Annotated in this window: 16 protein-coding genes; 7 read left to right on the forward strand and 9 right to left on the reverse strand. The window is 70.6% G+C overall.

Going from position 1 to position 21,546, the window contains the following annotated elements:
* Positions 1–443: 443 nt before the first annotated feature.
* From ACFY2K_RS21400 to ACFY2K_RS21410, 3 genes are all read right to left on the reverse strand, one after another.
* Positions 444–1,289 carry a HEAT repeat domain-containing protein gene (locus ACFY2K_RS21400; protein ID WP_387713177.1) on the reverse strand — a complete coding sequence of 282 codons (846 nt, stop codon included), beginning with the start codon at positions 1,287–1,289 and terminating at the stop codon, positions 444–446.
* 208 nt (positions 1,290–1,497) lie between these two features.
* On the reverse strand, positions 1,498–2,001 hold the full coding sequence (locus ACFY2K_RS21405; RefSeq protein ID WP_380589841.1) for an Imm1 family immunity protein: 504 nt from the start codon (positions 1,999–2,001) through the stop codon (positions 1,498–1,500).
* Positions 1,980–6,242 carry a polymorphic toxin-type HINT domain-containing protein gene (locus tag ACFY2K_RS21410; RefSeq protein ID WP_387713180.1) on the reverse strand — a complete coding sequence of 1,421 codons (4,263 nt, stop codon included), beginning with the start codon at positions 6,240–6,242 and terminating at the stop codon, positions 1,980–1,982. Before ACFY2K_RS21410 ends, ACFY2K_RS21405 begins: the two co-directional genes overlap by 22 nt.
* A 419-nt stretch (positions 6,243–6,661) precedes the next feature.
* Here ACFY2K_RS21410 and ACFY2K_RS21415 point away from each other — a divergent pair, with 419 nt between their 5' ends.
* The 7 genes from ACFY2K_RS21415 (at position 6,662) to ACFY2K_RS21445 (ending at position 12,631) form a co-directional block, all read left to right on the forward strand.
* Complete coding sequence (locus ACFY2K_RS21415) at positions 6,662–7,156, forward strand: hypothetical protein (protein WP_380589836.1); 495 nt, start codon at positions 6,662–6,664, stop codon at positions 7,154–7,156.
* Between the two features lie 43 nt (positions 7,157–7,199).
* A complete protein-coding gene (locus ACFY2K_RS21420; RefSeq protein ID WP_387713183.1) occupies positions 7,200–7,721 on the forward strand; it encodes a hypothetical protein in 522 nt (173 codons plus the stop codon).
* Between the two features lie 46 nt (positions 7,722–7,767).
* Positions 7,768–9,540 (forward strand): trypsin-like serine protease, encoded by a 1,773-nt coding sequence (locus ACFY2K_RS21425; RefSeq protein ID WP_387713186.1) that lies wholly within the window; start codon positions 7,768–7,770, stop codon positions 9,538–9,540.
* Positions 9,541–9,827: 287 nt separating this feature from the next.
* Entirely contained in the window at positions 9,828–11,630 is a 1,803-nt protein-coding gene (locus ACFY2K_RS21430; protein WP_387713189.1) for a trypsin-like serine protease, read from the forward strand.
* Between the two features lie 135 nt (positions 11,631–11,765).
* Positions 11,766–11,948, forward strand: coding sequence for a hypothetical protein (locus tag ACFY2K_RS21435; RefSeq protein WP_380589827.1), 183 nt, complete (start codon positions 11,766–11,768; stop codon positions 11,946–11,948).
* A gap of 144 nt (positions 11,949–12,092) precedes the next feature.
* Positions 12,093–12,236 carry a hypothetical protein gene (locus ACFY2K_RS21440; protein ID WP_387713192.1) on the forward strand — a complete coding sequence of 48 codons (144 nt, stop codon included), beginning with the start codon at positions 12,093–12,095 and terminating at the stop codon, positions 12,234–12,236.
* Positions 12,237–12,397: 161 nt separating this feature from the next.
* A complete protein-coding gene (locus ACFY2K_RS21445; protein ID WP_380589821.1) occupies positions 12,398–12,631 on the forward strand; it encodes a hypothetical protein in 234 nt (77 codons plus the stop codon).
* A 105-nt stretch (positions 12,632–12,736) separates the two neighbouring features.
* Here ACFY2K_RS21445 and cas3 read toward each other — a convergent pair whose 3' ends face one another.
* From cas3 to casA, 6 genes are all read right to left on the reverse strand, one after another.
* A complete protein-coding gene (cas3, locus tag ACFY2K_RS21450) occupies positions 12,737–15,472 on the reverse strand; it encodes a CRISPR-associated helicase Cas3' (RefSeq protein WP_387713195.1) in 2,736 nt (911 codons plus the stop codon).
* Between the two features lie 123 nt (positions 15,473–15,595).
* Entirely contained in the window at positions 15,596–16,249 is a 654-nt protein-coding gene (gene cas6e, locus ACFY2K_RS21455) for a type I-E CRISPR-associated protein Cas6/Cse3/CasE (RefSeq protein WP_380641678.1), read from the reverse strand.
* 55 nt (positions 16,250–16,304) lie between these two features.
* Positions 16,305–17,042, reverse strand: a complete 738-nt coding sequence (cas5e, locus tag ACFY2K_RS21460) for a type I-E CRISPR-associated protein Cas5/CasD (protein ID WP_380641680.1) — start codon at positions 17,040–17,042, stop codon at positions 16,305–16,307.
* Positions 17,039–18,184 (reverse strand): type I-E CRISPR-associated protein Cas7/Cse4/CasC, encoded by a 1,146-nt coding sequence (cas7e, locus tag ACFY2K_RS21465; protein WP_380641682.1) that lies wholly within the window; start codon positions 18,182–18,184, stop codon positions 17,039–17,041. Before cas7e ends, cas5e begins: the two co-directional genes overlap by 4 nt.
* Entirely contained in the window at positions 18,184–18,798 is a 615-nt protein-coding gene (gene casB / locus ACFY2K_RS21470) for a type I-E CRISPR-associated protein Cse2/CasB (protein WP_380641684.1), read from the reverse strand. The genes cas7e and casB overlap by 1 nt, the downstream gene beginning before the upstream one ends.
* Positions 18,799–19,223: 425 nt before the next feature.
* Positions 19,224–20,768, reverse strand: coding sequence for a type I-E CRISPR-associated protein Cse1/CasA (gene casA, locus ACFY2K_RS21475; RefSeq protein WP_380641686.1), 1,545 nt, complete (start codon positions 20,766–20,768; stop codon positions 19,224–19,226).
* Positions 20,769–21,546 lie beyond the last annotated feature (778 nt).

A 21,546-nucleotide genomic window follows, 5' to 3' on the forward strand; every position in this document is an offset into this window, starting at 1 on the left:
CGGACGAGGCCGACAGATCCGGTTGAGGACCCGAGGTCAGTCAGAGGTTGAGTCAGACCTGCCCGGGAACCGCTCATGAACATCCTCACTGTCAGTGGTCGTAGGCGATCAGTGAGCGGGCGACGGGTCGACCGGTGGTGCGGTTGTGCCAGATCGCGCAGGTCAGCGCCAGCAGCCGCTGGCCGACTCGTGTGTGTCGTTCGAGGCCGAGCCGGCCCTTGAGGGTGTCGTGGACGGACTCGATCAGCTGGCGGACGGACTTCGGCAGGCCCTCGCCAGGACGGGAGTCCGGTCGCGGTAGGAGGGCCGCAGCAGCCCGATACCGTACTGGTCGAGGAATCGGTCGGTTCGGCGGAGACGTAGCCCTTGTCAGCGAGGATCAGGGGGCCGGGCCGCTCGCGGGCGAGCTGGGGTTCTACTCGTCCAGCTGGAACCGTTCCGGGCTACGTGCGCGTGCCGGGGCCGGCGGGCTGCCTGATGACGGCCCGGCAGGCACGCAGCAGTGCCTCGTCGTACTCGATGCCGTCGAAGAAGCCGCCGCTGCGGCGGGTGAGGGCGAGTTCGGCGCGGACCCGGGGCAGAGCGGGCGCGGCGGCGGGGCCCATCCGCTGCAGGCACTCCAGGACGTGGCGGGCAGTCGAGTCGTTGCTCTCCCACCCCCGCAGCAGCACGGGCAGGACAACGGCGGCTTCGGCCGGGCCGGCGATGTCGTGGATCGCGGCGGCGGCGTGCGTGCGGGTCCAGGCATGTCCGGCGTCCAGCAGCTGCCGCAGGCGGGGCAGGGCCGCTGCGGCCGGCGCTCCGATCCGGCCGAGGGCGTCTGCGGCCTCGTGGCTGTCGGTGTCGAGCAGGGCGGTCAGCCGCGGCACGGCATCGGCGGGGTCCCTCTCGGTGTGCCCCGCGAAGCGCAGCTGCGGGTCGTCGGCGTCGGCGAGCGGACGGACCGTCCCCAGCGCGGGTGCGGCACCGCTGCCGAAGGCGCCGAGCGCGCGGAGGGCCGCGGCGGCGGTGCGCCACTGCTCCTGCTCGACCGCCGTGCTGAGGGCCGTGACGAGAGCGGGCACGGCCGCCGGGTCGCCGAGCCGGCCGAGCGCGCCCATCAACCCCCAGGGCGAGGAGAAGTCCGCGTCGGCCAGACGACGGGTCAGCCTCGGCAGCAGCTCCCCGGCGGCCTGGGGCAGGTGACCGGCGGCCCGCACGGCCCGCCACTCGTCGACGCCGGTGTCGAGCGCCGTCAGCAGGCCGGGCAGGGCCCGCTCGTCGCCGAGGCCCGCCAGCGCCGTGACCACCTCCTGGTGGGGCGCAGCAACTCGGCACGCGCGCGGTAGAAGTGAGGGGCGAGGCGACGTTCGATACGTTCGACGGTCGATTCGGCGGCTCGGTGCCTGCCTCGGGTGTCGGGTTCCTTCGGGGGCGGAGGTGATCGGCCCCCGCCCGTTCGGGGCGGAGGCCGGATCGGACGGCTAAGCCGCTTCTTCGGGGATCAGTTTCGGGTGTCTATGCTCCGAAGGTCTCGGGCTGCCATTCGAGGCAGGTCGGCTGCCTCCCGCCCGAGATGAGGAACTCCTTCACCGCTTGGCGCAGGAGAGGGATTGGAATCTCTGAATGGTCGGCGAACTGGGTCGTATTCCACACGAAGTGGTATGTGGGTTTGGTTCGGGTTTCCGGTGATCCCAGGGAGGTAAAGTTTCCGTTCGCGTCCATGTAAGAGACGAGCCCGAGCCCGAGGCTCTTGCTTGCGCAGACCATGAGCTGATGATCGGGGAACCCCAAAGCTGTCACCTCCCGGTCCTGCGAGTACACCTCGGCAAGGGTGTTGTAGTCGGATTCGCCATCCAGTAGATCGTCGATGAACGCATCCACCTCATCCAGGCTGGTGATAACGACTGGATTCTTTCCGTGCCCCTTCCTGTATCTGGCCTGAATGCTCTTTGCATCCCCCGCAACAGGGATTACCTTGTAGTTTGACTTAATGCCCTCTACTGGCATGTCTGCTTCCACGTCGCCTTGTTCTTTCCGTACGCCCTGCTCCGCCAGCCGTCTGGGCACTTCGGATCGGGCCAGTGCACCAGCAGGTCCTTGTCTCCCAACAGATAGTCAAGCACCGCATCACACCCTAGCAGGGCATCGTCACAAGGGCCTCCCTTGTGATTAATGGCAAGTTCCGCCATCGTGATGTTTTCTTCGTACATCCTGGCCACAAACTTCTGCTCCACGTCTGTGGCACGCACGGAGGTGGCATTACCCAAAGGGACTCCTCCCTCCTTGAGCTTCGCATTCACCCAGTCGGCAAACCTTTTATCATCCACATTGTCGATACCGCTTTGCAGGTTATACCCGTTCCTGTTTCCGCCATCGCCTCTGGCAAAGCCCGTTGTCCATTGCCCGTCCTTCCGTTCCGGAAGCTTGGACTTCGCGGCCTGAACCAGGGGATCGAAACAGTTGTCGTTGTGGACGAGTACAGGTGTTTCGTCGGCCAGGACGTAGTACGTGTGGAGTTCTTCGACCGTCAGGTTGTAGGCAGCCTGCAGATCGGTCCTGTGTCGGACTTCCGAGACCGTCGCCGTGGATCCGGTAGGGGTTCGCAGCCGGTCGCCGGCGGCGAGGTCGGCGGCTTCGACCCAGTCGTGTTTGTTCTCGGCCCAGAAGGGATGCCGGTCGGTTGCGGTCAGGCTGCCGCTCTTGGTCTCGCCGGCAATGGTCAGGTCGGTGAAATCGCGGTCGTCCGGGGAGTGGATGAGCCGCTCGACTGTTTCAGGGGACGTGTCGCCCGTGACCGGGTCGGTGGCAAGGACCTTGTCTCCGAGTCTGACCTCTTCGATGGACTTGCTGCTGCCGTCGCCCATGAGGACCCGGGTGCCGGCGGGGAAGCTGTTGGGAATCGTCGGGCACGACGTGGGAACTCGGGTGACCAGCTTCTTGATGAACTCGGCGGCCTTGTCGCCATAGTTCCCGAACTTCTTCGCCCACTGGCCGAACTTGGCGACGGCAACACCGTCGCCAATGAACGGGATCGCGCCGATGCAAGAGGTGATGGCTTCGGCGGTACGGCCTTCGACCGCGTAGTAGGCGCAGTTGATGAGGTCGGCGATGTCGGCGAGGCCGGGGGCAATCATTCCGCCGGCGCCTCCGATGATGTCGAGGGTGAGGTGGACGCTCTCGGAGAAGATGTGGTAGAGGGCATTGAGGCTGTCGTTGTCCTCCTTCTGCTTCTTGATCTCCTCCTCGATCGCCGCTACCTGGTGCTGCTTCTGCTTGGCTGCCAGTTCGTCTGCGGCTTGCTGTGTCTTGTCGTGCAGTTTGCGGAGTTCTTCCGCCTTCTGACGGTCCTCTTCGAGCTTTGCGAGCCTGGCCTTCTCCTCCGCGGCGAGTTTGTCCTCGTAGTTGGCGTGGGCGTCGTCGGCGGCGTCCTGGGCTGCTCTGGCGTCCTTGCCGGCGGCCATTGCGGAAGCGCGGGCTTCTCGGGCCGATTCGTAGGCGTTCGCCGCCGCCCACTTCGCCAGTGACGCCGACTGGGCGGCACGCCTGGACGAGTTCACGGCACTGGCCGCGTCCCGCTTGGCGGAGGCCTGGGCCGTGTTCGCGCTCTTGGCGGACTGGGCGGCGTTGGTAGCGCTGGTCTGGGCCGCTTCGACGGCGGTTTGGGCCTTGGTGACGTGGTCGGCCGCTGTGTTGGCGGACTGCTGGGCGGTGTTGGCGAAACCGGCGGCTTCGTTGGCTGCCCCGCGGGCGATGGCCGCGACGCGCTGGGCTTCCGCGGCGTTCTTCTGCGCGGTGGCGGCGGCCGCGGTGGCCTGGGCGATGAGAGCGGTGACGTCCGCGACGTGGACGGCGGTCAGCTGGTCCTTGCGCTGGGCGGTGTACTGCTCTTCGGCAACGAAGGCGCGCAGTTGGAGGACGGGGGCCTCAAGCGCAGTTCGTGCGGCGGCCTTGAGCTCGGGTTGAGTGGTTGGGGCGTCGGCGAGCCGGGTGGTAGTGAGTCGGTCGTCCGCCGCCTGGGCGTCGGCGAGGCCCTTGTCGAGGAAGTCGCGCAGCGCTGCGGGGGTGTTGGTCCGCAGGGCGGCGTCGCCCGCGGCCCTGACAGCGGGGCCCGCCTTGTCGATGAGGCGGGTGATGGTCAGCCGGTTGTTGGGCGCGGCGGCCTCGTACTGACCGGCGGATAGGAAGGCTTCGATCGTTGCAGTGTCACCCTGGAGCGCGGTGTAGGCGGCGGCCCGGACGGCCTGGTTCTCGGAGTCCGTGTAGATCTGTGTAGCGCGCTCGCGGGCGTCGTGTTCTTCACCCGCCCGTCGTCCCGTCTTCAGGTAAGAGAAGACCGCGGTGTCGGGGCCGGTCAGGGCTGCTTCGGCCGCCTCGGATCCCCAGGTCCCGGAGATCTTGCGGGACAGGAGGGCGAGTTTACGGCCGTCGGTGGCGACCTGTTGCGGGGTGGTACCGGGCTGGCTGACGGCCTGCGCGAGACGGTCTGCCTCGGTTCTGGCCTTCTTGACCTCCTGGCGGGCCTTGTCGGTCTCCGCTCGTTTGTCCGCCTCGTCGGCGCTGGCCTTGCGGGCGGTCTCGACAGCGGTCGCGGTGCGGTTGGTCAGGTCCTCGGCCTCCGTACGGCGGGCCAGCTCCTGTACGTCGCCGGCCTTGTCGACCGCGGCCTGTGCGTCCGTGGCGAAGCCGGAGGCCGCGTTGGCGTGGTCGGTCGACTCCTGGGCGGCGTTGGAACTTTGTCCGGCCCGGTCGGCGGCATCCCGGGCGGCCTGGGCCGCTGCGGAGGCGTGCGTGGCGGCTGAGGTCAGCAAGGTCATCGCTGCCTCAGCCTGGCCAGCGGCTTCGCCGGCCAGCTTCTGTGAGGCGGTGGCGGCACGACCTGCTTCCGCGGCCTGACGGCGGGTCGCCTCCGCGGCGCGCTTGGCCTTCGCAGACTGGCCGCCGGCGCTGTCCGCGTAGGCACCGGCCTGGGAGGCGGAACCGGCCGCAGCGTCCGCGTTGCCCCTGGCGCTGGTGGCGGCTCCGGCCGCATCCTTGCTGTTCGAGGCGGCCCTCTTCACCTCGACAAGCGTTGCCTTCGCATCCACCGCAAGCTTTGCCGCCGCGTCCGCCTCATCGGCGGCCACTCGGGCCTCGTGGGCCTTGCTTGCATCACCGGCGGCGGCGGAAGCGGCCGTTCGGGCCCTGGCAGCGGCCCGCTGGGCCCCGGCTGCGGCGGCGGCCGCGTTCGAGGCTGCGTAGGCTGTGGCGCGGGCGGAGGCATTGGCCGCGCGCGCGGCCGTGATCGCCGTTTTCGCCGCATCACCCGCCCGCTCCGCAGCCGTTGCCGCGTTGTTCGCGGCAGCCGTGGCCTTGGCCGTGTCACTGCCCGCAGCCTGAGTCTCGGCCACCGCTCGGGCAGCGTCCTCCTTTGCCCTCTGCGAGTTGTAGACCGCCTTGTCCTTGGCCTCGATCGCCGCTGAGGTTTCCTGAGCAGCCTGCGCCCCGGCGTCCTTCGCCTGCTGGGCCAGCTGTGCGATGCTGGCGCGTTCCTGGTCGCGGCTCTGTGCGATGTACTGGCCGACCTTGAGAAACTCCCGGACGTCCTCGATCGTGCCGTTGAGCGCGACCCTGGCTGCCGCCTGGGTGTTGGCGCCGCCGGCGCTGAGGACCTGGACGAGTTTGACCCGGTCGTCCGTGTCCTTGGCCGTAAACTGCCCCTCCGTCAGAAACTGTTGGACGTCGTCGGTGGAGCCCCGCAGGGCGGCGTCACCGGCGGCTTGCAGTCCGCGGCCTGTCCCGGTGGCGGGGTCGATGATCCGGGTCGTCCAGAGGCGCTGGTCTGCGGCCAGCGCCTGCTGCCAGCCGCTCTGCAGAAAAGTCTTCAGCTCGGCCGCAGAGCCGTCGATGGCCTTGCCCGCGGCGTCACGGACCTTAGGTCCTCCGAGGCTGGCTATCTGGGTGGCCGCGAGCAGGTCGTCGGCGTGCTCCGCTCCGGCAAGGTCGTTCTCCAGGAACCGCTTCACGTCCCGGTCGTCGCCGGCGAGCGCGACCTCGGCGAGCGTGTGGACACTGGGGCCGCCCTTGAGCCAGGCCCGGAGCACTCGTTCACGGTCACTCAGCTGGACCTGTTCGCCGACCTGTTCAGCGGCGACGGCATCGGGCAGCCCGGCTCCCAGCAGGCCGGTCACCATGGCGATCGGCAGCAGGCTCAGGAAAAGCCTGCCCAGCAGCGGTCTGTCCCGCCTCCCACCCCGGCGTGAGCGGGATATCGAGTGGTACACCAAAACCTCCCCTTCAACGTCGGCCGAGTCTCGGCCACGACGGGGAGTTTACCCAGATATTACGCCACAACAGTAAGCATGCTGACCAGCCTTCTCAAGGTATGCAGAGAGCAATCATCCTGCCGTTCATGAGACGTAGTTGGAGGCCGGCTGAGGCTCCGGCAGGTGGATTGTTCCACATAAATCATGACATTCATCCTGGTAGCCACAGGTTCGCGGTTGTAGCACTCTTGGTCCTTCTGGTTCGATGGGGCGGATTCAGCCCGAGATTCAAAGGGGGGGTTGGGATCCAATCTGCCGCCCAATAATTTTGTGACGAATCATCAGGAGTGATGACTGATGGGCAAGGTAGGCCAGCTCATCAAGATCTTTTACATTCGCCACGTCAGGCAATCTGTGATCAAAAGAGAGGGATAGTTATGGCAAACCCTGTGTGCTGGCGGGTTGCCGCCGGTGCCGTCGCCCTGGCGGCGACGCTCGGCGCCACCGCACTCGCTTCCGCCGGAACCACTCCAGCGGACAACTCGGCCGCGCCCCCGGTGGTGGAAGACTTCAGCTACCCGGGTTCGGCCCCGTTCAGCAACGTCAAGCTGCTGCGCGGCGACGGCCACATCCTGCTGTCCGACTGCGCCGTCGACGATCAGATCAAGATATTGAGCATGGACCTGCCCAACGAGAGCGGCAACCAGATCTGCTTCCGCGCAACCACCAACACCGGCTACCTCACCATGGAGGTACCGAACGTGATCCGGATCCGGACGGACGACTACGCAGTCAGCGCCAAGCTCACCAGCGAGGGCGTCTCCCAGACCATCGACGTCGCCAAGGGCTCTGGCGGCGCCAGCGTCGGAATCGGCAGCGGTACCGGCACCGGCAAACCCGCCGCGCTCCTCGAACTGCGCGTCATCGGCTGACCCCCGCCAGAGAGCCCAGCTCACCCTTCCCCATGGAGCCCACGTGATCCACACCCCCCTCGCCAAGGCGCGAAAGACGGGCCATGCGGCACTGCGCCGGTGGCCAGCCATCGCCGTCGCCGCTGCCGCAACTCTCGTCGGCGCGACCGTATTCGCGGCGGCCGACACCACGCCGCCACCTTCCGACAACTCCACCGCGCCCTCGGCCGTCGAGGACTTCAGCTACCCCGCCGCCGCTTCCATCACCCGCGTCAAGCTGGTGCGCGGCGACGGGCACATCCTGCTCGGCGACTGCGCCAAGCCCAGCCAGATCCAGGTCTGGACCCGCGCTCCGGGCAACCCGGACAACAAGATCTGCTTCACCGCCACCGGCGCGACGGGATCGCTTGTCTTGCAGCTGCCCGACGTGTTCGGGGTCCAGACCAGCGGCCGTGCCGTCCGGGTCGCCCTCACCGCCGGGACCGCCTCACAGACCCTCGATGTCCCCAAGGACGGCTTCAAGGGCGTCGGCGAGGGCCTCGGCAGCGCCCCGACCAACGTCGTCGAGCTGACCGTCACCGGCTGACGCCCCCAAGCCCCCGAGTCTTCCCCTCCGACAGGAATTCCAAGCAATGTCTCACCAGCCTTCGCCCCGCTCCTGGCGCACGAACACGGTCGCAGTCGCCGTGGTCACCGGCGTGCTGACCCCGCTCCTCGCCGCTCCGGCCGGCGCCGTGGCCGGAGCCTCGGCGGCCGACGGCTCCTATGCCTACACCGCCCGGCTCGCCATCGGCGACAACGTGCGTGCCTGCACGGGGGCCCTCGTGGACCGGTACTGGGTGCTCACCGCCGCGTCCTGCTTCGCCGACGACCCCGCCCAGCCCCAGGCGCTCGCGGCCGGGGCGCCGAAGTGGAAGACCACCGCGGCCATCGCCGGCAAGAGCGCCGACGTCGCCGAGCTGGCGCCCCGCCAGGACCGCGACCTCGTCATGGCCCGCCTGGCCACCCCGGTCACCGGCATCACCCCGCTCCCCATCGCCACCACCACGCCCACCGCCGGGCAGAGCGTGCGGGTGAACGGCTTCGGTCGCACCAAGGACGAGTGGGTGCCGGACAAGCCCCACACCAATGCCTTCACCCTGGACTCCGTGAGCGCGGGCGGGATCGGTATCACCGGCACCGCAGGTGCCGCGGTCTGCAAGGGAGACACCGGCGCCCCCACCATCCGCGAGGCCAACGGCAAGACCGAACTCGTCGCAGTGGCCTCACGCTCCTGGCAGGGCGGCTGCCTCGGGGTCCCCGCCTCCGAGACCCGCACCGGGGCCTACAGCACGCGCGTCGACGACATCGCCGGATGGATCCAGCAGGTTCTCACCCTGACGCCGGACAACCGTACGGCCACGGTCTACGAGCCGGCGGCCCAGACCTCCGAGGTCTTCCGGCTCAGAAGTGACCGGCAGATCTACGGGTCGTCCTTCAAGTCCGGCAGCACGGGTTGGAGCCCGTGGCAGCTCCTGGCCCCCCGTGAGTTCGTCAGCGGCCCCACCGCCGTCTACCACGCCGACAAGAACACCACCGAGGTCTTCGCGATCGGCACCGACCAGCAGGTCTACCACTCCTGGCACGCCCCCGGCTCGAGCACCTGGGCCGACTGGCAGCTCCTCACCCCCGGCAAGGTCATCGGCCCCCTGCAGGCCGTCTACCACGCCGACAAGAACACCATCGAGGTCATCGCGCTCGGTGACGACCAGCAGATCAAGCACGCGTGGTACACCACCGGCGAGACCTCCTGGAGCGGCTGGACCCTGGTAGCGCCCGGCAAGTTCACCACGCTGAACGCCCAGTACGTCGGCGACCGCCGCACCAGCCAGATCTACGCCATCGGCGACGACGGGCAGATCTACCAGTCCTACTACACCACCGGCGCCACCGGCTGGACCCCGTGGCGGCTCCTCGCCCCCGGCCGGTACATCGCGCTCACCAGCGTCTACCAGGCCGACAAGAAGACCATCGAGGTCGTCGCACTCGACGACAACCGGCAGATCAAGCACGCCTGGTACAGCGATGCGACCTGGACCTGGAGCAACTTCCAGCCCATCGCCGCTGGCACCTTCACCGCGCTCACCAGCGTCTACCAGGCCGACAAGAACACCATCGAGGTCGTCGCACTCGACGACAACCGGCAGATCAAGCACGCCTGGTACACCACCGGCTCCACCGGCTGGAGTTCCTGGACCCCCGTCGCGCCTGTGGCCCCCAGCAAGTTCGCCACCGTTCCCACCACGCTCTACCACGCCGACAAGAACACCGTCGAGACCATCGCCGTCGGAGACGACCAGCAGGTCTACCACGCCTGGTACACCACCGGCACCTCCGCTTGGAGCCCCTGGACCAAGCTCCCGTAACAACCCCGACACCCGTCCTTGCCCGCCCGCGATCCGGCGGTCAAGGACGCCATCGGAGACGGTCTCCAGAACAGGGGACCAGGCGAACTCGCCCACCCCCACCCAGGAGCGGTCCTACTCCCGCTGCTCCGCCGCCTCGCCGGTCCAACTCGGTGCCGGGCCGCTGGCCGCCCCGGCCGCGGACGGATGGGCGCGGTGGCGAGGGCCTGGGCTACTGGGCCCCGACCGGCACGTCACCGCCTGACCCGCCTTTTCAATCCCCATTCATCTGACGGGAATTCCAAGCAATGTCTCACCAGCCTTCGCCCCGCTCCTGGCGCACGAACACGGTCGCAGTCGCCGTGGTCACCGGCGTGCTGACCCCGCTCCTCGCCGCTCCGGCCGGCGCCGTGGCCGGAGCCTCGGCGGCCGACGGCTCCTATGCCTACACCGCCCGGCTCGCCATCGGCGACAACGTGCGTGCCTGCACGGGGGCCCTCGTGGACCGGTACTGGGTGCTCACCGCCGCGTCCTGCTTCGCCGACGACCCCGCCCAGCCCCAGGCGCTCGCGGCCGGGGCGCCGAAGTGGAAGACCACCGCGGCCATCGCCGGCAAGAGCGCCGACGTCGCCGAGCTGGCGCCCCGCCAGGACCGCGACCTCGTCATGGCCCGCCTGGCCACCCCGGTCACCGGCATCACCCCGCTCCCCATCGCCACCACCACGCCCACCGCCGGGCAGAGCGTGCGGGTGAACGGCTACGGGCGCACCAAGGACGAGTGGGTGCCGGACAAGCCCCACACCAACGCCTTCACCCTGGACACCGTGAGCGCGGGCGGGATCGGCATCACCGGCACCGCAGGTGCCGCAGTCTGCAAGGGAGACACCGGCGCCCCCACCATCCGCGAGGCCAACGGCAAGACCGAACTCGTCGCGGTGGCCTCACGCTCCTGGCAGGGCGGCTGCCTCGGGGTCCCCGCCTCCGAGACCCGCACCGGGGCCTACAGCACCCGCGTCGACGACATCGCCGGATGGATCCAACAGACCGTGTCCGCATGGGGCGTCAAGGTCGACTACTCCTCCGCCGTCGTGAACTCCGTGTACAACCCGGACACCAAGACGGCCTACATCTTTGCCCTGGGCACCGACGGGGTCCTCGCCTACAACTCCAAGACCGAGAACCAGGATTGGAGCGGCTGGTCGACCCTGGAGAGGTGGCAGTTCGCCGGCATCCCCTCCACCGTCTACAACCCCGCCACCAAGACCCTCGAGCTCTTCGCCGTCGGCAAGGACGGCAAGCTCTGCCGCAACCACTGGGACCCGGACGCCAAGAAGTGGATGGGCTGGGCCGCCCTGGCCGGCATCTCCAACCTCAAGGCCAACCCCGTCGCCGTGTTCAACCCCTCGAACCGGACCGCCGAGGTGTTCGCCCTGACCACCGACGGCTACATGGCCCACTCCTACAGCGACAACGGCAAGCCCTGGGACGACGTCCGCCCCCACGGCGACTGGCAGTTCAACGGCACCCCCACCGCCGTCTACAACGCGGCCGCCGACGCCGTCGAGCTCTTCGACACCACCAGCCGCAACGAACTCGGCCACCGCTACTGGGACAACAAGACCAAGTCCTGGAGCGACTGGGGCGTCATCAGCGGCCCCGCCGTCACCGGCAGCCCCACCGCCGTCGTGAACCCCGCCAACAACAGTGCCGAGGTCTTCGTCACCACCACGAACGGCACCATGGCCCACAGCTACAGCCTCAACGGCTCCCGCTGGAACGACGTCACCACCATGAGCGACTGGCAGTTCAATGGCACCCCCACCACCGTCTACAACCCCGCCGCCAACTCCGTCGAACTCTTCGCCGTCCGCACCAACGGCCAACTCGGCCACGCCTACTGGGCCCCCGACACCAAGAAGTGGAGCGGCTGGAGCACCATCAGCGACTGGAAGTTCTCCGGCACCCCCTCCGCCACCTACAACGCCTACACCAACACCCTCGAACTCTTCGCCACCGGCACCAACGGCACCATGTCCCGCGCCACCTACCGCGACAACAAGTGGCTCACCTGGGAAACCATGCCCGGCTGGACCTTCGCCACCACCGCCTGAACCACTCCCCCGATGGCCGACGACAGAACAGCCAACGAAGAGTAGAAGCACGAGATAGTGGCATGGGCCCGCCGCGGGCCCATGCCACTCGTTCCCTGCAAACAGCTCAGGGCCTGCCGGATCTTGGCCAGGAACGTGCCGGGTCATCCGTTCCTTCGGCCCCCGGTCGCCGACGGCGGCGCGGCACCGGGCAAACACGCCGGCGGCCAGGGTCCACTGCTGGCCGCCAACGTGCTGCGACTGCTGTTCCTGCGCGGCGGCGGCCGCCTGGGCCTGGCCGACTCGTCCGTCCCTACGACGACCACGTACTCGACCTGATGCTCGTGATCCTGGGCGAGGGCCCCTGGTCCGCACCGCCAGGGTCCTGCGCGCCCTGGTACCCGGCCAGCAGCCGGAGGACTGGCTGCCGGGCTACGACCTCGACCGCTGCCCGCCGAACTGCCCGAGGAGGGCGGGGCCCAGGTGCTGGTCTACCGGGGCGGCCAGCCCGGGATGACGCTGGCCGCGGCCGCCAAGCGTGGCCCGGCCGCCCTGGCCGCCGCCGACCGCTACCTCCAGCTGCACCGGCTCGGCCCCGACCGGTACGGGGCCGGCAGCCACCTGTAACTCTCGGCGCCGATGCGGCCAGGACCAGGCCGCCGAGCTCGGCGGCCTGGTCGTTCACTGGCGGATAACACCTATACCTGGCCCGATATGTTCTCGGCCTCACGCGCGGTCCGAGCGCGTCGTCGACGTTCGGGCCAGTGGTAGCCGAGCTGATCGGCAAATTGCTTCGAACCTCCGCAGACCTCGGCGACCTCTCGGGGATCCTCGGCCGCGAGTACAACCCCAAGGACAACTGCACCCCCTCCTGCCGGCGCGCCGCGGAGTTCACCTGTACCTGCCTGGCGAAGTTCCACGGCGACGGACGCTGGATGAAAGGGCTGCGCATCGTCGAGGAGCTCGACACCAGCCGCGACAACGCCGCCTGGCACTGGATGATCTTCGCGTTCGAGGAGTGACGGCCAGCCGCCGGGCCGAGCCGGAGGCGCCATTGGCCGCCTCCGGTCTCAGCGTCTCCGGGCCAACCGGGGACGGCGTGCAGGTCTCTTCTCGCGGTACGGCGTTCACTCGCGGATGATGCCGTCGACGGGGTCGAGGCGGATCGTCCTGCCGTCGGGGGCGTGCCAGCGGCCGGTCCGCGGGTCGTGCGGGACCAGGGCGATGTCGCGCAGTGCGGGGATGTCCTGCCACGGGGTCGGCGGGTGGGTGTCCTCTCCGGCGCCGGTGAGCCAGGTCGAACGGACCTGGACGGTGGAGAGAACCACGGTTCGGATGTCGTCCTTGCCGGGGTGGTGGGGCAGCTTGGCCGGGCCGTCGGCGGTGACGAAGGTCCAACCGTCGCCGTCGGGCCAGACGGGCAGGATGCGCTTCGACTCACCGCCCAGACGCGTGACCGCGAGGTTCGGGTCCAGGGTGGAGGTCAGCGGGTACAGGTCCTTGACCCGGTCCGGCGCGGGGATCATGACCATGTCGGCGGCCGAGGCCTGGGCCTGCTCCCTCGCCAGGCGCCGCGCGTCGTCGGCGTCCATCCGGGCCGGGTCCCAGGCCGCGTCGTACACGCCGGCGATCAGGCCGGGGACCGCAGCAGGGATCGCGATCGGCCCCTCCAGCCCGCGGAGCGCGTCACAGGTCCGGCGCAGCAGTGAGGTGTCGTAGACGTCGCCCCAGCTGGGGGCGGGCAGGCCGTCGGGCGGGGACAGGACGACCAGCCGAGGGGCCGGCGCCCAGGCCGGGCGTGGGTGGTCGTGCCGGTGGCAGCGCCCGGCGCGCTGCAGGAGCAGGCTCATCGGGGCGAGGTCGGAGACGACCAGGTCGAAGTCCCAGTCGAGGGACTGTTCGACGACCTGTGTCGCGACGACGACGAGCGGCCGGTTTGGGCGGGCTCCCTTCGAGCCGACCATGCCCTCGATCAGGTTGGTGCGCTCGATCCGCTGCCACATCGGAAGGCGGGCGTGCAGGAGCACGACCTGCGGACCGTCCTCGCCCCACTGCTCGGTGAGCAGCCTCCTGGTTGCCTGGGCGTCGGCGACGACGTTGCACACCACCAGCGCGCAGCCCGTGCCGGCCGCGGCGGGCCGCAGCTCGGTCAGGATCCGGGCGGCCCGGCCTGCGCGCACCGCCGGGTCGTGGGTGTGCCGGACGGTGTGGTGGTCGACCGCGACGTCGCGTTCCCGGGTGGTGGGCAGCGGCCCGTACGCGGTGACCTTCCCGGTCCCGGCGCAGACGTGGACCCAGCCCGGGTAGGGGGAGGTGATCGGCTCCGTGTCCTTGTGGCCGGCGCCGGCCCGGTAGGCGCCGACGAGGTCGGTGGCGGTCCGCCCGGTCAGCGTCGCCGACACCAGTACGACCGGAATGCCGAGGTGGCCGCACCATTCCAGCAGCCGCTGCGTCAGCCGGTGCCCGTAGGCGTCGTAACTGTGCGCCTCGTCGATGACCAGGGTCTTGCCCGACAGCCCCAGCCACCGCAGCACGTTGAAGCGCACCGGCAGCGCCGCCAGTGCGGCCTGGTCCCAGGTGCCGACCGCGACTCCGGCGGCCAGTCCCCGGTGCGGTCCGCGGAGGAAGGACGCGGCCTGGGTCGACACGCAGTCGTCCGCCACGATCTCGTCGCGGTCCGGGTCGTAGTCCTCGTTCAGCCACGCCATCGAGTTCAGCAGGGTCACCGGGGTGCCGACCTCCGCGGCGCGGGCGGTGAACTTCTTCACCCGGCGCCACATCGCGTCGGTGGTCGCCATGGTGGGCAGCAGCACCGCCAGGCCGCCGGCGCTGGCCGCCGCGCCGAGGACCCGGGCGGCGAACAGCGCGGTCTCGGTCTTCCCGTCGCCGGTGGGCGCGGTGACGAGCACCAGCCCAGACCCCTCCACCAGGCCTCCGAGGCGCTGGGCGACGTCGGCCTGCAGCGGGTACGGCTTCGTGATGTCGGGGAACAGGTCGGTGAACGTCGCAGCCGGTTTCCAGGCAGGGGCCGCCAGCTGGGCGTGGGCGAGCACCCAGGGTGCGCGCTGCCGGATCCTGACGACGTGCGCGGCCAGGTCCCCGTTCCACGCCGCCAGCCGGCCCCGCACCTGCCCCGTGTTGGACGCCAGCCAGTCCGCCAGCACCACCAGCCCGGTCACCACCACCGCCGCACCCGCGGGCAACAGCCGCCCGGGTGCCGCCGGCGACCCGCAGATCCCGAACACCGCCCGGACGTGCTCCTCACGCTGCTCGGCCCAGCCGTCCCCACCCAGCCCGCGCAGCTCCTTCAACGGGTCGGCCATCGCAGCGGGCGACAGCGCCTCACCGAACACCCCGTGATGACCGCCGAGGATCTGCGCGACCTGGTGCGCCACGGACTTCCACGGCCGCTCGACCGGCGGCCACCCCAGCCCTGTGAGGATCTGCGGCAGCGCCCAATGGCTCGCCACCTGATGGGGGATCCACTCCTCGTGCATCCAGCCCGTCGGCGCCGGGTACCGCAGGTCGGCCAGCAGCCCGGCGGTACCTTCGAGGCCTCGCTGGAAGCAGTGGATGGTCTTCCCGACGTCGTGCATACCCGCCGCCAGCATCACCAGCCGCCTCGCCCGCGCCGGATCGACCCCCCAGCCACCGGCGATCAACCGACGCTGAGAAGCCGTCAGGTAGGAGTCCCACAGCCCGCCCGCGATCACCGCGGTGTCCGCCAGATGACACACCAGCGGGTACGGATCAGGCAGCCCACGACGCTTACCGGCAACTCGCGGATCGAACACCAAACTCCTCCAGATCACCGGTCTACCAACAACGTGAACACTGGCCACAGGCCACAGGCCACGGGCCACCTCCGCGCAGGCGGAGCGGACGGTGAGGTTACATACCGGGATAATCCGTACGACGGGCCACCTCCGCGCAGGCGGAGCGGACCCCTTTTTGACCTGCGACTCTCTGGCGGCTTTGCGGTTTCTTTACTCGTGGTGGGGGGCGATGCTGAGGAGGCCGGCGCCGTAGGCGAGGCCGCGGCCGATGCCGTTGGTGAGCGCGGTGTGGAGTGCCTGGTGGTCGGTGATGGTGGCGGTGCCTTCGAAGCGGCTGAGGGTGTGGCGGATCGGTCCGGTGGCGCGGTGGCCGGTGGCGGGTTCCTGGGGGATGTCGAGGATGTCGTGGAGGTCGAGGCCCGCGGTCTGGGCTTTGCGTTCCCACCAGGCGATCGCGTCCTTGCCGTGCAAGGGGGCGGGCTTGCCGCGGTTGAGGCGCCCGTCGGCGTCGCGGGTTCCGTCGCGCAGCGAGCGGGTCGGGGAGGCGTCAATGCGGTAACGGACCGTGCGGCCGTCGGCCAGCCACTCCAGCAGCGGCGCCAGGTTGCGCTGCTGGGCTGTGGCGTAGTGGTCGGGCAGGACGGTGGGGTCGGCGGCCAGGGTGGACTGGACGAGGAGGGTGGTGGCCTGGGGGGTTCGTTCGATGCGGTAGAGGACGCCCAGGCTGCGGCGGGCGGCGTCGCCGCTGGTGAGGGCGTCGGGGTACATGCTCATGATCCGCTGGTGCATGTGGCTGGTGTTGCGCAGGTCGGCTGCTGCCTCGCGGGAGCGGGGGTGGAGGCGGAGCTGGGTGAGGTGGGTCATCGGGTTCTCCGGTTGGGCGGTGTCCCCCGCGGCGGGCGGGGCCGGTGAGGCTGGGTCAGGTGCGGGTGTAGGCGGTGAGAGCGGTGATCCAGGCGGTGCCGGTGCCGGCGTGCTGGTCGGCGGTGAACGGGTGGAGGGTCTCCCACAGGGGGCGGTGGGCGAAGCGGCGGGAGCCGGTGGTGGGGAGCTGGTCGCGGACCTGGGTGAGCGGCGGGCGGCCGGTGCCGGGGTCGGTGTCGTGGACGAAGACCACCTCGGTCGCGCCCTTGCCGTCGGGTTCGCGGTGCAGCGGCAGGCGGTGGAGTTCCGCGACGGGATCGTCGGCGGCGCCGACGAGGACCGGCGCGGCCGGCGGGCAGGAGCGGCGCCCCAGGTACGGGTGCCAGACCGGGCGCCGCAGCGCCTCGGCGACCGCGGTGGTGGTGGCGGCCGGGCCGGTGACCGCGACGGTGAACGCCGCGTCGGCCAGGTACCAGCGCTCGGACTGCAGCGTGGCCTCCTTCAGCGGGCGCCGCCCGCCCGCGGCGGTGACCACGGTCCTCTCCCGCGGGTAGCCGCCGCCGACGGTGTGGTAGTCGCGCAGCAGCCGGCCCGGCCGGTCCACACGCGCCGTGTACCGCAGTGCGGCCAGCTCCCCCAGGTCGGACCCGCGGGCCAGACCGAGCGCGCACGCGAACAGGCCCGTCAGACCGGACCTCGTCGGATGCGGGTAGGTCAGCCGCGTCCCGAACTGCGAGGGGCTGCCCCAGGACTGCATCGGCGCCGACAGGTGCAGCAGCAGGCCGCCGCTCACAGGTGCTCCCCGATCGCCGCGTCCACGCCGGCCAGCAGCTTCTCCAGCGACCCGGCGTCCTCGCCCAGGTGCTCCACCGACCCGACCCCCAGGCCGCTGTACGAGCGGGCGAGGACACCACCGTCCCCGTAGAAGCCGTTCACCGCCCCGGCGTGCGCGTCCAGGCACCGCACCGACGGCTCGACGAAACCACTGCCCCCCTCCGCCCGGACAGGCCGCTCGAACGCCCCGCCCAGGTTCACCGGCTGGTCCCCGCGCAGCACCACGTGCACCAGCGCCGGCGGCGTGAACGGCGCCGTCGACCCCTGCCGCGCGGACGGCACCACCACGGCGAACGCCCGCGCGAACTCCACCGAGACCCGCCTCGCCCCCTCCACGTCCCCGCCCAGGTTCCCCGCCAGCTCCGGCAGGTTCACCGAGCTGTACCGGTAGTACGTCCCCGACGTGTGGAACGCCGTCCCCAGGTGCGCCGACCCCGACTCGTCCTCCTGACCACGCGTGATGTCGTCCACCGCGGTGAAGTAGTCCGGCTGCACCGCCAGCGCGTGCGTCGTCAGCTGGTGCGCGACCTGCACCGCACCCGCCACCGCCGAACCCGGCTCGTTCGCCAGCATCCGCCCGAACGCCGCGATACTCGACGTCCGCCCCCGCAACACCTCCAGCACCCGCCCGCCGGCCGCCTTCACCAGCTTCTCCTGCGCCACCGCCTCCTTCTTCCTGTCCGCACCCGCCTCCACCAGCTCCCGGTGCTCCACCGCGACCTCGGCGAGCTCCGCGATACCGGCCCGCGGCAGCAGCAGCATGCTGTTCGTGTCGTTGTCCCCGTCCACGGCCACGCCCTTCACCCCCGCCGCCAGGACCACCATCCGCCCGGCCCGCTGCGCGAGCTCGTCGTCCCAGCCGCCGGTGCGCACCAGCTCGGCGGCGATGCTCTCCGGCAGCCGCTTCGTGCGCACCGCCCACTCCCCCAGCCGGTCCTCCACCTCCACCCGCACATGCCGCTTCCCGGACTGCGAGGAGATCCGGCCCCGCTGCTCGCCGCCGTAGTGGGCGGTCTTGGGGATGTTGAGGTCGTCGCGGTTGAGGCAGGACAGCGGGTAGGAGTGGATGACGTGCAGGTCGAGGTACAGGCGGCGCTTCATCAGGAGGTCTCCTCGTCGGTGCTGGCGGCGGTGGGCGCGGTGGGGTCGTACTGGTAGTAGGCGCGGGCCCAGGCCCGGGCGGTGTCGGTCGGGTAGTCGACCCAGCGGGTCAGGTCGCGCAGCAGCAGCGGCCACACGACGGGGACGTCGCCGGCCCGCAGGCGGGCGACGAGGGGCGGCAGGTCGCGGGTGAGCGCGTCGGCGTCCTGGCGGGACATCAGCAGCAGCCGGGCCTTGACGGTGTCGTCGGTCAGGGTCTTCGTGTGAACGGCGCGGGCGAGCGACCAGCCGAGGTTGCGCCAGCGGTCCCCGTCGACCGGGGCGGCCAGGCCGGCGGGCGGCTTCGGCTGGCGGTCGAGGCGGGGGTTGGGGGCCTGATCGGCGTACATGCCGGCGGTCAGGACGTAGGCGCGTTCGGTGTCGCTGTTCGTCCAGCGCGGGATCCGGGCGAGCAGGTACTCGTAGGCGCGGAACGGCTTGTGCGGGTCGGTCAGCGCGGAGCGGACCGCGGCGCGGCCGCCGGGCGTGGAGCACTGCTGGTGGACGTGCAGCATGAAGGCGCGCTGGTGCGCGAGGACGTCCGGTTCCGCGGAGGGCGGCGAGTCGGTGGACATGGGCTCCTCGGTGAGGGTTGAAGGGTCGGGCTCCCGCCGGTGGCGGGAGGGGACGGGCTTGGAGGCCGGCTCCTTTCGTGTCGGCCGAGCGTTCGTCTCGGCGGTCGGCGGTCGGCGGTCGGACGGGCTGTGGGCTGTGGCGTGGGTAGCCGGATCAGTGGGACGACACGGAGCCGGATCGAACCCAGCCGGCCCTCGGCGGGGCTGCGCCGGCGGGCCCTCATCGGCCTCGGACCTAGGGCCTGTCCTTCGGCGCCAACCGCCACCTGGCCCGGTCCGGGTCCAGTACCCCACCGGCCCGGCCGCCGCCCCCGCACAGTCGACCCGCCGTGCCGGGGACCGAACGAACGGGGACCGGAGGAACGGGCGGAAACCGGAACCGGGAGAACTCAACGCCGCCGCCTACGTCCCCGGCGCCGGAACGGCTACGTCTTCTTCCGCGGACCCCGGGGCCGCCTGAGCATCGCGGCCCGGGCCTCCTCGACGGCCTGCATACCCCGAGGCGTGAGCGCGGCCGCCTCCGTCACGGCGTCGAACACCCTCGTGGCGACCCCCACAAACCCGGGCCGGGCCCGGACCCCGTCACCGTCCGGGACGACCGCCTTCCAGAACTCGGCCTCCGCCAATGACCAGTACACCGGCAGCGCCGAATCGACCCACGGACAGACCTTGCTGTCCCCGCTGAACCCCTGCCACGCCGCCCGCAACGCCTTCGCCAGCCCGGACGACACACCCTCGGCCTGCGACCGGGCCACCGAGACCGCCGCCGCACCGTCCCCGTCCAGCTCCTCGAGGAAGCCGAGGACCGGCGGCGTCACCGCGGTGAACCAGACGGTCTCCGGATCCCGCCGCTCCTGGTGCAGCCCGTACGCGCGCAACCGCAGACCTGCCGCCGTCTCCCGCGGCAGCCGCGCCACCGACGCCAGAACGGCCGGCCGGTAGCGCGGCGTCTTGCCCGCCACCGTCTTCAGCAGCAGCGCGTCCAGGTCCCTCCACGCCACCCGCGCACTGTTCGCCCGCACCGGACCGCCCTCGTCACGCCTGATCACGTACGGGTCCTCGGCCTCCGGCAGCTCGTTCTCCCACGCCCACGTCACCCACGAATCCGTCACGTGCCCGCCGTCGGCGTCCGGCTTGAGCAGCACCGCGTGCGCGGCACGCGACGTCAGCAGCGACACCGGCCCGGACGGCGCCGCCGGCACCCTCGGATCCGGGAGCTGCTCCGCCTCCCACGGGGCCTCGTCCCGACCCGGGTTCGTCGGCCAGGTCTCCGGCGACGGCACTCCCAGGATGAGCGTCTCCGCGAGACTGCGGCCCGCCGGGAACCACGACACCAGCGCCCGGATCGGCCCCGCCACCGTGTAGTGGCTGTTCCGCCCGTCCGACCGCCGCCGGTTCGCCGCCGTCCCCGACGGCCCCGCGAACAACCACGTCAGCAGCCCGAACGCCGCCGTCACGGCGGGAACGGGCCCGCCGATCCCGCCCTTCTCCAGCGGCCACCACACATGGTTGTTCCCCGACGGGCTCGTCATCACCAGCCGCCCGGTCCCGCTGCTGCCCGTGCACTCCCCCTCAAGCCGCGGCTCCTGCAGCCACGGCCGCTCCACGTCGAACAGGTCGAACCGCCCGGGATACCGGTCGAAGTACGCCGCGATCCGCCCCGAGTCCAGCCGGCCGGCCTCCAGCGCGTCCCACCGGCAGTCGTCCCAGTCCTCCGCCACGTCCAGGCCCGTGACCCGCGCCGTCACCGCGATCAGCACCCGCAACAGCGCCGACTCCGACGCCGGATCCGGGCAGTCGACGTGCTCCAGCAGATGAGCCCACCTCAGCACATCACCCAGACCCAGCACCACCGACTCCCCCGGCCCACCCCTCACCGGCAGCTCAGCCACCTCCCCAGGAGCCAGGTCAGCACGCACACGAGCCGTGATCCACGGCCTCACAACCACATCGAACGACGGACGCGACACAGGGCGGTCCCCACTACTCGAGCACGGTCAGTCACCACCCAGTGACGCTAGACCCAGCCACTGACAACCGGGACCCGAACCCAGAACAGAGGACGCCGTCACACCCCACCACTAGGATCAACTCCTCGCTCCTTGACACCACAACAGCTCCTCAACCCGACGCTTCAGCACGGTCAAGAAGCAGCACAGGACCACGCTGCGCAGCAGGTCTCGAAGGTCCGCTCCGCCCTGCGGAGGTGCCCCTTGGGTACCGAGCTTCGGCGACGACACGGCGCAGTCTGCTCTGCCTTCGCGGAGGCGGCCCGGAGAAAGCTCCGCTACGCGTGCTCTCCGACCGATCCGCTCTGCCTGCGCGGAGGTGGCCCGGCGTTCCGCGTCCTGGCGGCCGAAGGCCTGATGGCCGCTCCGCCCGCGCGGAGGTGGCCCGCCGTACGCGACGACGACGTTGTTGCCTCAGGTGTCTGCTCCGCCGCCCCGCCCCGCCCGGACGGCGGCGAGCAGGACGTCGAGTCCGCTCCGCCCGCGTGGAGGTGCCCCGTCGGCAATTGCCTTGCGGCGACTGTGCGTTGGGGCCTTCCGCGCGGAGGTGCCCCGCGGTCCCAGGGCTGCAGCTCGGCCAGGAGGTCGTCGTCAGCTCCGCCCGCGCGGAGGTGACCCGGTCTCCTCGGCAGGACCACCAGCCTTGATCTGGTCCGCTCCGCCCATGCGAAGGTGACCCACTCACCGAGGGCGGCGAGGAAAGCACGCTGACCTCCGCTCCGCCCCTGCGCGGGGGTGA

It is taken from the genome of Kitasatospora sp. NPDC001309, from assembly GCF_042896295.1.
GTDB lineage: Bacteria > Actinomycetota > Actinomycetes > Streptomycetales > Streptomycetaceae > Kitasatospora.

Bases quoted from the DNA above. Each gene is read 5' to 3' on its own strand.
- casB (WP_380641684.1), bottom strand. From the start codon at position 18,798: ATGTCCACCGACTCGCCGCCCTCCGCGGAACCGGACGTCCTCGCGCAC.
- cas7e (WP_380641682.1), bottom strand. From the start codon at position 18,184: ATGAAGCGCCGCCTGTACCTCGACCTGCACGTCATCCACTCCTACCCG.
- ACFY2K_RS21430 (WP_387713189.1), top strand. From the start codon at position 9,828: ATGTCTCACCAGCCTTCGCCCCGCTCCTGGCGCACGAACACGGTCGCA.
- ACFY2K_RS21425 (WP_387713186.1), top strand. From the start codon at position 7,768: ATGTCTCACCAGCCTTCGCCCCGCTCCTGGCGCACGAACACGGTCGCA.
- cas6e (WP_380641678.1), bottom strand. From the start codon at position 16,249: ATGACCCACCTCACCCAGCTCCGCCTCCACCCCCGCTCCCGCGAGGCA.
- ACFY2K_RS21415 (WP_380589836.1), top strand. From the start codon at position 6,662: ATGGCAAACCCTGTGTGCTGGCGGGTTGCCGCCGGTGCCGTCGCCCTG.